Source organism: Chryseobacterium bernardetii, from assembly GCF_003815975.1.
Classification (GTDB): domain Bacteria; phylum Bacteroidota; class Bacteroidia; order Flavobacteriales; family Weeksellaceae; genus Chryseobacterium; species Chryseobacterium bernardetii.
Genome location: NZ_CP033932.1, coordinates 1,225,317 through 1,239,640 on the forward strand (window position 1 = coordinate 1,225,317; position 14,324 = coordinate 1,239,640).

Here is a 14,324-nt window from a genome sequence, read left to right on the forward strand (position 1 = left end):
CTCTCCCTAATTAGAGAGAGATTGTATTGTTTTTGTTACAGAAATTATGCTTTTGCAGCTAATAAGTTAACTGTTTTAGCAACCGTATCCTGAATTTCAGTTCTTTTTACAATAAAGTCAACAAATCCTTTTTCCTGTAAGAATTCGGAGGTCTGGAACCCTTCCGGTAAGTCTCTACCGATAGTTTCACGGATTACTCTTGGTCCTGCAAAACCGATTAATGCCCCAGGTTCAGCCATAATGATATCAGCAGTCATCGCGAAAGATGCTGTAATTCCACCAAAAGTTGGGTCACAAAGGTAAGCGATGTATAAAAGACCTGCTTCTGAAAGCTGAGCTAATTTAGCCTGTACTTTAGCCAACTGCATCAAAGAATAAGTAGCTTCCTGCATTCTCGCACCTCCGGACTGACAGATAATCATATACGGAAGTTTATGCTTGATACAGTAATCTACAGCTCTTCTGATTTTTTCCCCCATTACAGAGCCTAAAGATCCTCCAATAAAAGCGAAATCCATACAAGAAACTACCATTTCAGTTCCTTTTACTGTTCCTACAGCGTTTCTGATGGAATCTGTAAGTTTAGTTTTAGCTTTTACTTCTTTTAAACGGTCCTTGTAAGGTTTCGTATCCTTAAAGTTTAAGATATCAATACTTTCAACATTGGCATCCAGTTCGGTAAATTTACCACCGTCAAAAAGGATGTCAAAAAATTCCGCACTTCCTATTCTCACATGAAATCCATCTTCAGGAGAAACGTAGTTATTTCTCTTTAATTCATCATGTTCCACAACTTTTCCTGATGGAGTCTGATGCCATAGACCTTTGGGAACGTCCTTTTTCTCATCAGTAGAGGTGGTAATGTTTTTTGCTTTTCTTTTAAACCAGTCGAATGCCATTTTTAATTGTATTAATGTATAAATGTAAAATGTATCAATGTAAATGTACTCTTTTAGGAATACTTTTTACATTGATACAAATGTACAGTTCTTATTTTAAAGTATTTACGTTATTTAAATCTTCAAATGCTTTTACTAATCTTGTAGAGAAAGTTTCTTCACCTTTTCTTACCCATACTCTTGGGTCATAGAATTTCTTGTTAGGTTTTTCTTCTCCTTCAGGGTTTCCGATTTGAGATCTTAAATAATCAACATTGTTAACCATATAATCTCTAATGCCTTCTGTGTATGCAAACTGAAGGTCAGTATCAATATTCATTTTGATTACTCCGTAGTCAATTGCCTCTCTGATTTCTTCCAGAGTAGATCCTGAACCTCCGTGGAATACAAAGTTAATTGGTTTAGCTGCAGTTCCGAATTTCTCCTGAACATATTTCTGAGAGTTGTCAAGGATTTTTGGAGTAAGAACTACGTTTCCTGGCTTGTAAACTCCGTGTACGTTACCAAACGCTGCCGCAATTGTAAAGTTATCAGAAATAGCTTTTAATTTTTCATAAGTATAAGCTACATCTTCAGGCTGAGTATATAATTTAGAGTTATCAACGTCTGAGTTGTCAACACCGTCTTCCTCACCACCAGTTACTCCGATCTCTACTTCAAGAGTCATCTGAAGTTTAGCCATTCTTTCGAAGTATTTAGCTGAAATCTCAAGGTTTTCTTCTAAAGATTCTTCAGAAAGGTCTAACATATGAGAAGAATAAAGAGATTTCCCTGTCTGCTTGAAGAAATCTTCATTAGCATCCATTAATCCATCGATCCAAGGCAATAATTTCTTTGCACAGTGGTCTGTGTGAAGAATTACTGTTGCTCCGTAAGCTTCTGCAAGAGTGTGAATGTGCTTTGCTCCAGCGATAGCTCCTAAGATTGCAGACTTTTGTCCGTCATTGCTTAATCCTTTCCCTGCATTGAAAGCAGCTCCACCATTTGAAAACTGAATAATTACAGGAGAGTTTAATTTCGCTGCAGTTTCCATCGTAGCGTTTACGTTGCTTGATCCAATTACGTTTACTGCAGGCAATGCAAATTTGTTTTCTTTAGCATACTGAAAGATATCAGTAACTAACTGACCTGTGGCAACTCCTGCCGGAAAAATTCTGCTCATGTTTTACTTTTTATTATAAAATTATTAGGTGTTTAATTTCGTGTAAAGGTAATCATTTTTAAGAAATCATTAATTTCTTTTATCTCGTCCCCAAAGTAGCTTCTGACGGATGGTTTCGTAGAAACTCAGATTGTTGGGCTGTACCAGAAGAAGCTGAAAACCTGCTTTTCTGATGATAATTTCCTTATCGGTCTCAATATGGATCAGCCTGGAGTCTAAAGACAATGAGTATTGTGGTACTCTGCTTTCCACCCTGAGCTTAATCTCCACTTTGTCATTTACCACTAAAGGTCTTACATTCAGATTGTGAGGAGCGATAGGGGTGATAACAAAGTTTTCGTTATTGGGAGAAATAATAGGCCCGCCACAACTTAAAGAGTAAGCGGTGGAACCGGTAGGTGTGGAGATAATAACTCCATCACCCCAGAATATATTCAAAAACTCGTTGTTAATATAAGAGTCTATCGTAATCATAGAGGTTGTCTCCTTTCTTGAAATGGTTACATCATTCAAGGCATAAGGGAAAAATCCTTCCAGATTAGGAGAGACTACTTCAATGACCGAACGGCGGCTTGTTTTTACGTCTCCTTTTAAGATAGAATCAAGTTCCTTAAAGGCTTCTTCTTTGGTAAAGAAGGCCAGAAACCCAAGTCTTCCGGTGTTTACACCAACTACAGGAATCTCAAGATCCTCAATAAATGTAAGTGAATTTACAATGGTTCCGTCTCCGCCGAAAGTGAAGAAAAGATCCACTTCTTTATCTAAAAGGTCCTGTTTATTATTGAATGTTTCGAAAATTTTCGAAAACTGAAGTGCTTCAGCCATTTCATCATACAGAACAGATTTTACACCTCTGGTTTCAAGTTCAGAGATAAACTTGCTTAAATATAAAAAAGTATCAAGATCTTTTTTCTGAGAATATATGGCTGCCTTCATGTTATATTTCTATAAATTTTTGGAAAAAACCGAACCGGTCTTTAAAAAGATCGGATTTCTCATCAGAATAGTATTTCTCAACAATTCTGTAATCATACCGGTCAAAAGTTGAATCTATCGAGGCTAAATTTTCATTACTGATCTTGATGGTAATATGAATTACCTCATCAGACATAAAGCTAATGAATCCACCATAAAATTTCGAGTTATTGCTTTCTACAATATTGGCGATTTCCGTCATGGAGTACTTTCTGGCAGGAGTTTCTACGGTAAGGATAGCTCCTGTTTCTGAAAACAGCGGATAACGGGAAAGGTCCTGAAAAATATCATCACAGGTAATATATCCCAGATACTTTTCATTCTTGTTAATCACCGGAATCACATTAGTATTGAATGTATAGAACAGGCGGATACTATCCATAATATTATTGTCATCCAGAATGGCAAATCTTTCAATCTGATGCTCAAGTTCCTTCAGTGTGCCACCATCCTCTTCATATAAAAAGTCCTTGGCAAGGGCTCCGTAAAAATGGTGGGATTTTTTGATGAAAATATGAGAATATCCGAAGTCTTCCAATGTATTTCTGGCCGACTCTATAGAGTCCGACAGGCTAAAACATGGGAAATCTTTTGAGATATAGTCCTTGATAAACATTGTGCTAATTTATAAAAAATTAAACGAAACTGTTTCTGAAAACACTACTTTTTTTAAGTTAGAACAAAAAAAGTGCCGTCAAAATTTGTTTGTAAAGAAAAAAAAAGTACCTTTGTCGCCTTTCATTTTTACTTTTTATTAGATTTATTTCAAACTGCACTGTCTGCTATGACATATGCAGTTTTTTTATTTTAGGGCCTTTGCGAACTCCCACATCACAATTCCGCCGCATACACTAACGTTAAGAGAATGCTTGGTTCCAAGCTGTGGGATTTCTAAAAATACATCCACATTAGGTAATACTTCATCACTGATTCCTTCCACTTCATTTCCTAAAATCAAAGCATATTTTTTTGACTTATCTATTGTGAAATCTGTGATCATCTGGCTGCCGGTAGTCTGTTCAATTCCTATAATTTCATATCCTTTGCTTTTCAGATCAGAAATAGCATTGTTGGTATCTTCCTCGTGAGACCAGTCTACACTTTCCGTAGCTCCTAATGCTGCTTTATGGATTTCGCGGTGAGGAGGCTGCGGGGTAATTCCGCAGAGGATTATTTTTTCAATTAAAAAGGCATCTGCCGTTCTGAAAGCTGCACCTACGTTGTGCATACTTCTGATATTATCTAAAATGATGACCAACGGAATTTTTTCAACTTTCTTAAATGTTTCTACATCTATTCTGTTAAGTTCCTCCAGTTTTAGTTTCTGTACCAATTGTATTATTTTGTTGAGATTAATTTTCCGTCTTTATAGACCTCTGTTTTTTCAATGCTTCCGTCTTCGCGGTAATGGATTCTGTTGCCATTCCATTTGTCATTAACAAATTCTGTTTCACGCTGTAATTTGCCTGACGGATAAAATACTTTCCATTTTCCTGTGGCAAGACCATTATCATATTGCCCTATCTGTTTTACAGATTTTCCGTCTTCATGGTAAAGTTTGGTCTCTCCGTTCAGTTTTGCGAATTTATAATTGGAAACTTCTTCTATAACTCCTTTGGGAGAATAAAAAGTGGCTGTAAAACTGTTGTCATAAACATTTTTATCTCCATTTCTATAAATTTCTTTAGCCGTAAGAACTCCATTTTTATCATAGTAAACCCATTCTTTTACCTTGAAATCTTTCCTGAACTCTCCCTTTGCATTGAGTTTTCCGTTGTCGTGATAAAAAACAGCATCACCTTCTTTTTTTCCTTTCTTCCATTCAATGGTATTTTTTACCTGTCCATTCTCATAGAATTCTTTGCAGCTTCCTTCCTGCAATCCATCCTTATATCCACAAGGCTTCTGAGCAGTCCCCATGAATGAAAAAGAAAAAAACAATAGAAAAATGTATTTCATAGCTATTTTTATTTCAAAAATAGTAAAATACTTATATTTGATTCAAAAATATACTATGAAAAAATTATTCACTTTATTCATACTGATGGTTGCATTTATTAATGCACAGGCGCAGAACACATATTATCCGCAAGCCTTTTTTGATAAAAAATTAGCCCGTGATATGCTTGCTTTTGGAAATTCAACTATTGAAGGGGTAGCTTCTACCAAACAAAAAAATAATTGGGGAATAAAACCTTTGCTTGGACAGAAGCATTATGCACCTAAAGGAACTGTTGTTATGCTTTTTCCTGTAACACCTTATTTTGAAGAATTTTATAATATGAGGAAAAAGTATGAGAACAAAAAAACTACTGTTTATATGTCTGAAGAGGCTTTTAAGTATAGAGTAGAAGCTTTAACAGATGACTATGGCAGATTCAAGTTTGAAAAACTGAAACCCGGTAAATACTATCTTGAGACCATTGTGAATTTTACGGCAACAGGAAGCTATCAGCAACAAACCGGAACAACAGATACCTATAATGGTTTTGGGAATTATCTGTATTCATCACCAATTTATTCCACCTTTTTTTATGGCTATGATGCAGCAAACAGGGAAAGTAAATTTGTAGAAATTAAACAGGACGGAGAACTAAAAGAAATCAGCCTTTAAAAGGTTGATTTCTTTATTTTTTACCCATAATCTGATGAACATTTTTTTCAATATTCTGGGCTATGGTTTCCATCGGTATATCATTTTCGTCATTGTTGAAAGGGTCTTCAATCTCTTCTGCGATCAGTTCAAGGCTCATCAGTACATAATATACAAATACCGTAAGCGGGATCATAAAAAGGCCTATTGTAATTACATAAGCAATGGGAAGGGCAAATACATAAAGAATGATGAATTTCTTAATGAACGATGAATAAGAATAAGGAATAGGTGTATTCTTAATCCGTTCGCATCCGCCACATACTTCCAGGAATCCTGAAAGCTGAGTATCCAGATAGAGCATTTCAATCTCTGAAATTTTGCCTTCTTTTTTCAACTGATTCAGTTTATGGCTTAAAAGGATAATAATCTCACTTGGACCATGATTTTTCAAAGATTTTTCAATTTCTGAATAATCTTCATCTAAAGCCAGCCGGGTTGATTCTTTAGAAAGATGCTTGGCTAAGAAGTGAGGAAAGTATTTGAGATATCTTGAAACCTGTTCTGCATCCTGACGGTTATCTCCAAGAACAGTATTGATTTTTATGGCTAAATTTCTAGTATCATTCACCAGTTTCCCCCACAGTTTTCTTCCTTCCCACCACCTGTCATAAGCTGTATTGGTCCTGAAAACCAATAAAAGAGAGAGCACAAACCCCAAAAGAGAGTGAATCATTCCCACATTACTTATTCCTGATTTTGTAGTAAGATGAAGGTATTCCACTTCCAGATATTGAATTCCCCAGGAATATAATCCTACCAGAACCATACTTGGGAAAAGAATCTTCAGGGTGTCGCTTTTGTGTAAACTGAAAAGGATTTTAATGAAATGTTTTGTGTTGTAGACTCTCATAAATTCGCTTAATATCACAAATATAAATTTTTCATTTGAGCTTTGCTAATAAAGAGGGAAGTCTGAAGGTTAGATCTCTAAGAGGGAGCTTTAAATTTACATAAATCCTTTATTGAATAATGTATAGAAGTTTTCAGGCAAATAGTAACTTTCCAGTTTCCAACCCTTTTAATCTTAATTTTTGCAGTGTTCAAAAAAACACTATTTTTATTTCGCATTAAATACAAAGTACATGATTCTCCAAAACGTAGATGTAGTAACTGATATCAGTAAAGAAGATTTTCAGAAGAATTATTTCAAAAAGCAGAAGCCTCTTTTAATCAAGAATTTTGCAAGTCGGTGGGATGCTTTTGACAAATGGAATCTTGCCTATATCCGTGAAAAGGCAGGAGATCAGGAGGTTCCTCTGTATGATAATAAGCCTGCTGATGCAGCTAAAAGTTCTGATGCTCCGGTAACCCATATGAAGATGAAGGATTATATTGATACGATAAAAAACAGACCTTCAGATCTTAGAATTTTCTTTTATATCATTACAGACCGGCTTCCGGAACTGCTTAAAAATTTCACCTATCCGGATCTGGGAATGAAGTTCTTCAAAAGGCTTCCTACCTTGTTTTTTGGAGGGAGCGAAGCTCATGTGCTAATGCATTATGATGTAGATTTGGGCGATTTTATGCACATCCATTTCGAAGGGAAAAAGAGAATTCTGTTGTTCGATCAGAAACAGTCACCGTTTTTATATAAAGTACCATTATCTGTTCATACCATCTATGATGTAGATTACGAAAATCCTGATTACGAAAAATTTCCGGCTTTGAAATATGCAAAGGGGTATGAAATTTTTATGGAACATGGTGATGCTCTTTTTATTCCGGGAGCATTCTGGCATTTCAACAGGTATCTTGAACCTGGGTTTTCACTTTCATTGAGGGCTCTTCCCAATAAGCCTGATGTCTTTGCCAATATGTTGTATCATGTCTTTATCATGAGGTATACAGATAAGATTATGCGTAAGCTGTTTAAAGCTAAGTGGGTGAATTATAAGCAAAAATGGGCCTATAAAAAAAGCTCAGAAGCATTGGAAAAGCATTTGCATAAAGGGAATTAATCTGATAAGATGGAAGTCATTTTTGGCGAAAAATCAATTTAAGCCATTCGTAAAAAATATTAATTCTTATATCTAACATTACGTCATTGTTATTCTGACGAAGGAAGAACTTTTTATATACTTGCAGATGTTTAGGCGATCTGTAGAAGTCTTCTGTAAAATAGTAACCTCCATCTTCCATCCTTATTATACATCTTACTTGTTAATGAGCCCAAAGATTTTGGCATCCACGAATTTTCCTTTCTCAAAAAAATAGTCCCTGAGAGTTCCCTCTTCCTGGAAATTTACAGAACTCAAAAGTTTTTCAGAGGAAATGTTGGCGGGATCAATAAAGGCATCCACACGGTGCAGTCTCATGCTTTCGAATCCGAAAGTTAAAATAGGAAGAATAGCTTCTTTCATATAAGTCTGCCTCCAGAAAAGGGGATTGAGCTCATATCCGATTTCTGCCCTGAAGTGTTCTCTGTACCAGTTGTGATAACCACAGGTTCCAATCACTTTACCGTTGGATTTTAGCTGCAAGGCCCAGCGGAAGCCTTTTCCTTTTTCAAATTCACTGTTGAAATGCTGAATGATGCGTTGTGCATCTTCGATAGATTTAAATGCTTCAAGATCATAATATTCCATAACTTCTTCTAATGAAAAATATTCAAATAAGTCTGGGGTATCATTAAGGGTAAGCTGGCGCAGAATAAGCCTTTCAGTTTCTAAAACAGGAAATTCCATGGATGTGATTTTAGGGTGAAAATACGATTAATTCCTGATAGGGAAAAGTTATTCAGGGATAACCGTGAAACAATTCTGCAACCCTGGATTTATTTTTTTAAATTTGGGGTTCATTTTTTACTATGGCAAAATCGAAGAAGGAAACCCCGTTAATGACTCAGTACAATACCATCAAGGGCAAATACCCTGATGCGCTGTTGCTTTTTAGAGTAGGGGACTTTTATGAAACTTTTGGGCAGGATGCCGTGAAGACTTCTCAGATCTTGGGGATTGTTCTTACGAAAAGAAATAACGGAGAAGGAAGTGTGGAGCTGGCAGGATTTCCGCATCATTCAATAGATTCTTATCTTCCAAAATTGGTAAGAGCCGGAATGAGGGTCGCTATCTGCGACCAGCTGGAAGATCCTAAAATGGTTAAAGGAATTGTAAAGAGAGGGGTTACAGAACTGGTAACTCCGGGAGTGACTTTCAATGACCAGGTTTTAAACTCCAAAAAGAATAATTTCCTGCTTTCCCTGCACAAGGAAAAAGAAAAATATGGAATTGCTTTGGTTGATATCTCTACCGGAGAGTTTCTGGTAAGTGAGGGTAACCTTGAAAAGCTGTTGCATATTGTTAATACCTTCGACCCCAGTGAAATTATTTTCCAGAGAAGTGTACAGATTCCGGAGCAAATTAAAAATAAGAATGCTTTTAAATTAGAAGATTGGGCTTTTCAGTACAATTTTGCCTACGAAAAATTAACCAATCATTTTAATACCAATTCCTTAAAGGGATTCGGAGTGGAAAACCTTCCGTTAGCCATTACAGCAGCTGGAGCTATTTTCGCATATCTTGTAGAAGATACTCATCATAACCTGCTTTCCCATATCACCAAACTTCAGATTATCCCACAGGAAGATTATCTGATGATGGATAATTTCACCCTAAGAAATCTTGAGATCGTTTATCCAAGCAACCCGCAAGGAAAATCACTGTTGGATATTATTGATAAGACCTCAACTCCGATGGGAGGAAGGTTACTGAGGAGAAGGATTATTCTTCCTTTAAAATCGGTAGATGAAATTTCCAGGAGGCTTTCCCTGATTGATTTTTTAAACGAAAACGATCATCTTAAATATGAAATAGGGCAACTTTTAAAATCAATTTCCGATTTGGACCGGTTGATGGGAAAATTGGCTGCAGAAAAAATATCACCTAAGGAATTGGGATACCTCCGTCAGAGTCTTATTAATATTCACAAGATTAAAGAATTATTACATCCTCATGCAGATGTATTGGCATGGTTAGAGCCACTGTTTGATCTTGACGAACTGATAAAATTCCTGCAAAATCATCTTAATGAAGAACTTCCGGTAGGTATTGCCAAAGGAAATGTCATCAAAGAAGGTGTTTCTGAAGAACTGGACAGATTGAGAAACCTTCAGAGCAAAGGCCGTGGATTTTTGGATGAAATGTGCCAGAGAGAAATTGAGAGAACAGGTATTACCAGCCTTAAAATTGATTTTAATAACGTTTTCGGATACTATATTGAAGTCCGAAATACCCATAAAGATAAAGTTCCGGGGGACTGGGTGAGGAAACAGACCCTTGTAAATGCCGAGCGATATATCACCGAAGAATTAAAGGAGTATGAAAACCAGATCCTGGGTGCTGAAGAAAAAATAGGCGTTTTGGAAAGTGAACTATACAGAAATGTATGTGCTGAAACCATGGTCTATATTGATCAGATTCAGGGGAACTCCAATATTATTGCGCAGATTGATGTTGCTGCAGGATTATCAGAACTGGCTGTGTCAGAAAGCTATACCAAACCTATTCTGAATAACGGTTATGCCATTGATCTGAAAGAAGCAAGGCATCCAATCATTGAAAATGCCCTTCCGTTAGGAGAAAAATATATTCCGAATGATATTTTCCTGGATAAAGATTCCCAGCAGATTATCATGGTGACAGGACCCAATATGGCCGGTAAATCTGCAATTTTGCGTCAAACGGCTATTGTATGCCTTTTGGCTCAGATTGGAAGTTTTGTGCCTGCTAAACATGCAGAGATCGGATTGCTGGATAAGATCTTTACAAGGGTAGGGGCAACGGATAATATTTCCGCAGGAGAATCTACTTTCATGGTAGAAATGAATGAAGCGGCCAATATCCTGAATAATATTTCAGAGCGAAGCCTTATTCTTTTAGATGAAATTGGCCGTGGAACTTCCACATATGACGGAGTCTCTATTGCATGGGCAATAGCAGAATATCTTCACCAGCACGCCACACAGGCAAAAACCTTATTTGCCACCCATTATCATGAACTGAATGAAATGACCGTAAATTTTGAAAGAGTGAAGAATTTCCATGTCTCCATTCAGGAAAACAAAGGGAATATTATCTTCATGAGAAAGTTGGTTCCGGGAGGCAGTGAGCATAGTTTTGGTATTCATGTGGCTAAACTGGCGGGTATGCCGGCTAAAGTAATCAACAGGGCCAATGAGATCCTTAAAACTCTGGAGGCAAGCAGAACCCAGGAGGGAGGAACTTCAGAGAATATTAAAAGGGTAACCGAAGAAAATATGCAGCTTTCTTTCTTCCAGCTGGATGATCCGGTTCTGGAGAATATCCGGGAAGAGCTTACCAAAATAGATATCAATACTTTAACACCCATTGAAGCTTTAATGAAGCTCAACGCCATAAAAAAAATGATTGGAGGATAATCCAATCATTTTTTCTTTTATAGGTTAACAATTAACAGCAATATCCGTCTCTGCCTCTGGGACCGATGATCATGAAATGGCTGCTTACTCCTCTAAGTTTGCATAGATCTTCTGCGCAGTTGGCTATGGCGCCACCGCTTATTTCTTTAAGCTCAGCTTTGGTAAGCTTCTTTTTGTGAATGATTGTTTTTTTCATATTTTTTTATTTTGTTTTGATTATTGGGTGTAGGTTAAGCTGTATTAACAGCAAGGCCCATCCTGAATACCGTAGACTCCATATACTTCTTCTCCGGTATTTCGGTCAAAACAACTGAATACCAGCGGGCAGATAGGTCCTGCTCCGTTAATTGTTTTCATTTCTCTCTTAGTAAGTTTCTTTTTTTGAATGTTTGTTTTTTTCATAATAATTTAGTTTGGTTGTATTTTTAATAAAAGTGATCGAAGATTCTTCTCCGATCACGTTGATTTTTATTGATTATGATTAACAGCACTGTCCTTTAGAATTACAAGACCCTATTGTCATCTCCCCATCAATATTACAAAAACAGGCCATTAAACAAGTTGGGCCACTTCCTCCGTTAATTGTTTTTAATTCATCTTTTGTCAATTTTCTTTTTTGAATGTTTGATTTTTTCATAATAAATTAGTTTTGATTGTACTCAAATATACAAAATTATTTAAATAAATCTATAGATTGTGAAAAATAAATTGTGATAAGATTTTAAAAAATAGATACTTAAGTTTTTATATGGTATACTGTTCTAAAGATCTATTAATTAGATTTAATGCTTATCAAAAGAATAATTCATATTATTCTTATTTTCGGAGAGAGTCATTCGAATAGGTTTCTGTTTTACAATTGTTTATTACATTTGGAATTGAAGAATTTATTGTAAACCTTGGTTGTTTTTCTGTTCAGTACAGTTTATTCTGCTCTGCTACCGGAAGTTTCTGTTCTAAAATACGACTACAAAAACTGTTGCCACTGGATGTACAATTAAAGTAAAGAAATAATATATTTGCCAGAATAAGCATCGGTGTTTTAGTGAATGCCGATTTTTTATGCCTGAACTTTTAATAAAAACATCAACATGAAATTCCAATTTAGCCTGAAATATCTGCTTATTTCCGTTTTTATTTTCCTTATTGAAGTGCTTATTGCTACAGAATTAAAAGATATTTTCTTTGTAAGAGCATACCTTGGAGATGTTATTGTTGTCATGCTGCTCTATACCCTCATAAAGAGTTTTTTCAGGGTAAATAATGAAAAACTTATTCTTGGAATTTTAATTTTTTCCTGTCTTGTAGAGTTGGCTCAGTATTTTAATATCGCAGAAAAAATAGGCTTCCGGGAAGGAAGCCAGATGTATATTGTAATTGGAAACTCTTTTTCCTGGATTGATATTCTGTGTTATGCAGCAGGCTGTCTGCTGCTGTATCTTTTTATAAAGGTGACAAAAGAGGAATCTTAACCTCTGATTTTTAATTTCTGCTACCTTCCAAAGCTATCATATTTATCCTCAGCATATTTAATGAAGCGGTTCAGCAGCGCCACATTATCCTTTTCCATTGGATAGAGTTCATTATCTACATTATTGGAAACCGGAATGTACCAATCCGTTTGTTCGAAAAAATCTCTATAGGTTTCTTTTTTAAAGGAATAGCCATGTCTGGCAAATACTGAGTTTTTGATAATTTCCAGATCCAGCTTCCTCAGGTTTTTAAGGTCTTTTTCACTTAATTTTTGTTTAGAGGCATTCAGTTTAAAGACTGCATCAGAAGCCACCCGGTTTTTTGACGTTGTATAGCTTTCGGTCTTGCCATCGCTATCCGTATATTTCTCAACAAAATCTTTAGGATTATTCCAATCTACCAGGTTTGAATCCGGATCCAGCATAAAGTTAGGATTATAAACAAAGTCCTTTTTGATGAGTTTGAGAGTTTTTACAGGAGCTTTTACCGCTTTTTTGTTAAAGGCATTCCATTTTCCGGTTAAGCTGTCTCCATTCAGTTTTATCTCGAATCTGCCATCTGTTTTATCGTTTCCTGGCTCATCTAACACAAAGGATTTTGAAGTCTCATTAAAAACTCCTCTTACAGGGCGCTGGTTTCCATTTACGATGCTTTGCCCGTAAACACTGTCTTTGGTGATCCTGTTGATCTTTAAGGAGATCTTTTTGTAAATATTCTCATCATATTCAGAGCCATCTACATCATCAACAACCTTTTCCATACCTGCAAAATCACCCGTATAAACGCCATAATATTCTTTGTGAATCTCAGGGATGATAACGGAGTCTTTTTTTGCAGTTAAGGAATCTTTATTGGATTCATTCGTTTTTCCGTCTTTCTTACAGCTTATCAAAGAAACTGCAAGCAGGGAAATTAAGGAGTAATGTAAAGTTTTCATATCTGTTTTTTTGTAATTAAGTACTCAATAATAAGGATATTGGGAATCCAGCCCAGCCATGCAATGATTTGGTAAACGTCCATGGGATTGGGATGGAATAAATATACGATAATAACTTTCCACATTCGTAACGTGATGGCTGATAATGTAAGCGCAAAACTCCGCCACATCCACTGTTTGTGTTCTTTAAATCTTTTTTGCCTGGCTAACTGATAGGCTTTGAAAGTGGAAAACCACCATAAAAAGCCCAATATAACAAATGAAATCTTTGAAAGAGCTCCGCCATTGGCAAAAAAACCCATATAAAGTCCTGAAGGTGCAGCCAAAAGTAAGATGAGAAGAATATATACCTTTCCCATATTCGTGTGGAAATTTTTCAATCCGAATTCCTTTCTGATTATGGCTAAAAAACCAGAAAGAAGCACAAAAATGCTGGTGTACACATGAGCATAGAAAAAATAAAGATATTCCGGTCTTTGTTGCACTTCAGTCTGTTTAATCATCAGGAAGCTGATATTGGGATTTACAGGAATATACTCCAGAGTAATGGAAAACATTAGCCAAAAGAAATATATAAATCCCATAACCAAAAGGATTTTTAGGAAAAACGTGATATTTCTTTTGATAGATAACACTTTAATTATTCAATAGTTAAGATGAAAGGACCTTTATCATAAGAACGAATAAGTTGTTTTTTATATTCTGCCGGATCCCATCTGGTTTTCAGTGATTTTATAGCTTTGATCTCCGGATGTCTCTTGGGTAGTATGATTTTTTGTGGTCTGTATTTAAGATAAGACAAAGTTAAATCCTATGAGAAAAAG

At 36.0% G+C, this 14,324-nt stretch carries 17 protein-coding genes; 4 read left to right on the plus strand and 13 right to left on the minus strand.

Annotated elements, in window-relative coordinates:
* Positions 1–44 precede the first annotated feature (44 nt).
* From accD to EG339_RS05795, 6 genes are all read right to left on the minus strand, one after another.
* Complete coding sequence (gene accD / locus EG339_RS05770; protein WP_123869273.1) at positions 45–899, minus strand: acetyl-CoA carboxylase, carboxyltransferase subunit beta; 855 nt, start codon at positions 897–899, stop codon at positions 45–47.
* Between the two features lie 91 nt (positions 900–990).
* Positions 991–2,061 (minus strand): class II fructose-bisphosphate aldolase, encoded by a 1,071-nt coding sequence (gene fbaA / locus EG339_RS05775; RefSeq protein ID WP_123869274.1) that lies wholly within the window; start codon positions 2,059–2,061, stop codon positions 991–993.
* Between the two features lie 69 nt (positions 2,062–2,130).
* The gene (locus tag EG339_RS05780) at positions 2,131–2,997 is read right to left on the minus strand and encodes an NAD kinase (RefSeq protein ID WP_123869275.1); all 867 of its coding nucleotides are present in this window, start codon (positions 2,995–2,997) and stop codon (positions 2,131–2,133) included.
* Position 2,998: 1 nt separating this feature from the next.
* Positions 2,999–3,652: a CBS domain-containing protein gene (locus EG339_RS05785; RefSeq protein ID WP_123869276.1), complete on the minus strand. Its 654-nt coding sequence runs from the start codon at positions 3,650–3,652 to the stop codon at positions 2,999–3,001.
* Between the two features lie 186 nt (positions 3,653–3,838).
* Complete coding sequence (locus EG339_RS05790) at positions 3,839–4,369, minus strand: RNA methyltransferase (RefSeq protein ID WP_123869277.1); 531 nt, start codon at positions 4,367–4,369, stop codon at positions 3,839–3,841.
* A gap of 5 nt (positions 4,370–4,374) precedes the next feature.
* Complete coding sequence (locus tag EG339_RS05795; protein WP_123869278.1) at positions 4,375–4,995, minus strand: toxin-antitoxin system YwqK family antitoxin; 621 nt, start codon at positions 4,993–4,995, stop codon at positions 4,375–4,377.
* A gap of 55 nt (positions 4,996–5,050) precedes the next feature.
* Here EG339_RS05795 and EG339_RS05800 point away from each other — a divergent pair, with 55 nt between their 5' ends.
* Positions 5,051–5,650 (plus strand): hypothetical protein, encoded by a 600-nt coding sequence (locus tag EG339_RS05800; protein ID WP_228459707.1) that lies wholly within the window; start codon positions 5,051–5,053, stop codon positions 5,648–5,650.
* Between the two features lie 13 nt (positions 5,651–5,663).
* Here EG339_RS05800 and EG339_RS05805 read toward each other — a convergent pair whose 3' ends face one another.
* Positions 5,664–6,560, minus strand: a complete 897-nt coding sequence (locus EG339_RS05805) for a bestrophin family protein (RefSeq protein ID WP_225717096.1) — start codon at positions 6,558–6,560, stop codon at positions 5,664–5,666.
* Positions 6,561–6,774: 214 nt separating this feature from the next.
* On the opposite strand from EG339_RS05805, the gene EG339_RS05810 reads away from it, so the two are divergent.
* Positions 6,775–7,653, plus strand: coding sequence for a cupin-like domain-containing protein (locus tag EG339_RS05810; RefSeq protein WP_123869280.1), 879 nt, complete (start codon positions 6,775–6,777; stop codon positions 7,651–7,653).
* A gap of 195 nt (positions 7,654–7,848) precedes the next feature.
* Here EG339_RS05810 and EG339_RS05815 read toward each other — a convergent pair whose 3' ends face one another.
* Positions 7,849–8,379, minus strand: a complete 531-nt coding sequence (locus tag EG339_RS05815; RefSeq protein WP_123869281.1) for a GNAT family N-acetyltransferase — start codon at positions 8,377–8,379, stop codon at positions 7,849–7,851.
* A 122-nt stretch (positions 8,380–8,501) separates the two neighbouring features.
* Here EG339_RS05815 and mutS point away from each other — a divergent pair, with 122 nt between their 5' ends.
* On the plus strand, positions 8,502–11,090 hold the full coding sequence (mutS, locus tag EG339_RS05820; RefSeq protein WP_123869282.1) for a DNA mismatch repair protein MutS: 2,589 nt from the start codon (positions 8,502–8,504) through the stop codon (positions 11,088–11,090).
* Positions 11,091–11,121: 31 nt separating this feature from the next.
* Here the strand turns inward: mutS and EG339_RS05825 are convergent, their stop codons facing one another.
* The 3 genes from EG339_RS05825 to EG339_RS05830 form a co-directional block, all read right to left on the minus strand.
* Positions 11,122–11,286, minus strand: a complete 165-nt coding sequence (locus EG339_RS05825; protein WP_123869283.1) for a bacteriocin — start codon at positions 11,284–11,286, stop codon at positions 11,122–11,124.
* A gap of 44 nt (positions 11,287–11,330) precedes the next feature.
* Entirely contained in the window at positions 11,331–11,492 is a 162-nt protein-coding gene (locus EG339_RS24165; RefSeq protein ID WP_164465409.1) for a hypothetical protein, read from the minus strand.
* A gap of 79 nt (positions 11,493–11,571) precedes the next feature.
* Complete coding sequence (locus tag EG339_RS05830) at positions 11,572–11,727, minus strand: bacteriocin (protein WP_123869284.1); 156 nt, start codon at positions 11,725–11,727, stop codon at positions 11,572–11,574.
* 454 nt (positions 11,728–12,181) lie between these two features.
* Between EG339_RS05830 and EG339_RS05835 the strand changes: the two genes are divergently transcribed.
* On the plus strand, positions 12,182–12,562 hold the full coding sequence (locus tag EG339_RS05835; RefSeq protein WP_123869285.1) for a ribosomal maturation YjgA family protein: 381 nt from the start codon (positions 12,182–12,184) through the stop codon (positions 12,560–12,562).
* Between the two features lie 20 nt (positions 12,563–12,582).
* Here EG339_RS05835 and EG339_RS05840 read toward each other — a convergent pair whose 3' ends face one another.
* On the minus strand, positions 12,583–13,500 hold the full coding sequence (locus tag EG339_RS05840) for a YARHG domain-containing protein (protein ID WP_123869286.1): 918 nt from the start codon (positions 13,498–13,500) through the stop codon (positions 12,583–12,585).
* Complete coding sequence (locus EG339_RS05845) at positions 13,497–14,084, minus strand: DUF2306 domain-containing protein (protein ID WP_123869287.1); 588 nt, start codon at positions 14,082–14,084, stop codon at positions 13,497–13,499. Before EG339_RS05845 ends, EG339_RS05840 begins: the two co-directional genes overlap by 4 nt.
* Between the last annotated feature and the right edge of the window lie 240 nt (positions 14,085–14,324).

Excerpts from the sequence above, each read along its gene's own strand:
- EG339_RS05835 (WP_123869285.1), top strand. The coding sequence starts at position 12,182 with ATGAAATTCCAATTTAGCCTGAAATATCTGCTTATTTCCGTTTTTATT.
- accD (WP_123869273.1), bottom strand. The coding sequence starts at position 899 with ATGGCATTCGACTGGTTTAAAAGAAAAGCAAAAAACATTACCACCTCT.
- EG339_RS05810 (WP_123869280.1), top strand. The coding sequence starts at position 6,775 with ATGATTCTCCAAAACGTAGATGTAGTAACTGATATCAGTAAAGAAGAT.
- EG339_RS05830 (WP_123869284.1), bottom strand. The coding sequence starts at position 11,727 with ATGAAAAAATCAAACATTCAAAAAAGAAAATTGACAAAAGATGAATTA.
- EG339_RS05840 (WP_123869286.1), bottom strand. The coding sequence starts at position 13,500 with ATGAAAACTTTACATTACTCCTTAATTTCCCTGCTTGCAGTTTCTTTG.
- EG339_RS05780 (WP_123869275.1), bottom strand. The coding sequence starts at position 2,997 with ATGAAGGCAGCCATATATTCTCAGAAAAAAGATCTTGATACTTTTTTA.
- EG339_RS05795 (WP_123869278.1), bottom strand. The coding sequence starts at position 4,995 with ATGAAATACATTTTTCTATTGTTTTTTTCTTTTTCATTCATGGGGACT.
- EG339_RS05785 (WP_123869276.1), bottom strand. The coding sequence starts at position 3,652 with ATGTTTATCAAGGACTATATCTCAAAAGATTTCCCATGTTTTAGCCTG.
- EG339_RS05845 (WP_123869287.1), bottom strand. The coding sequence starts at position 14,084 with ATGGGATTTATATATTTCTTTTGGCTAATGTTTTCCATTACTCTGGAG.
- EG339_RS24165 (WP_164465409.1), bottom strand. The coding sequence starts at position 11,492 with ATGAAAAAAACAAACATTCAAAAAAAGAAACTTACTAAGAGAGAAATG.
- EG339_RS05800 (WP_228459707.1), top strand. The coding sequence starts at position 5,051 with ATGAAAAAATTATTCACTTTATTCATACTGATGGTTGCATTTATTAAT.
- EG339_RS05825 (WP_123869283.1), bottom strand. The coding sequence starts at position 11,286 with ATGAAAAAAACAATCATTCACAAAAAGAAGCTTACCAAAGCTGAGCTT.
- EG339_RS05815 (WP_123869281.1), bottom strand. The coding sequence starts at position 8,379 with ATGGAATTTCCTGTTTTAGAAACTGAAAGGCTTATTCTGCGCCAGCTT.
- fbaA (WP_123869274.1), bottom strand. The coding sequence starts at position 2,061 with ATGAGCAGAATTTTTCCGGCAGGAGTTGCCACAGGTCAGTTAGTTACT.
- mutS (WP_123869282.1), top strand. The coding sequence starts at position 8,502 with ATGGCAAAATCGAAGAAGGAAACCCCGTTAATGACTCAGTACAATACC.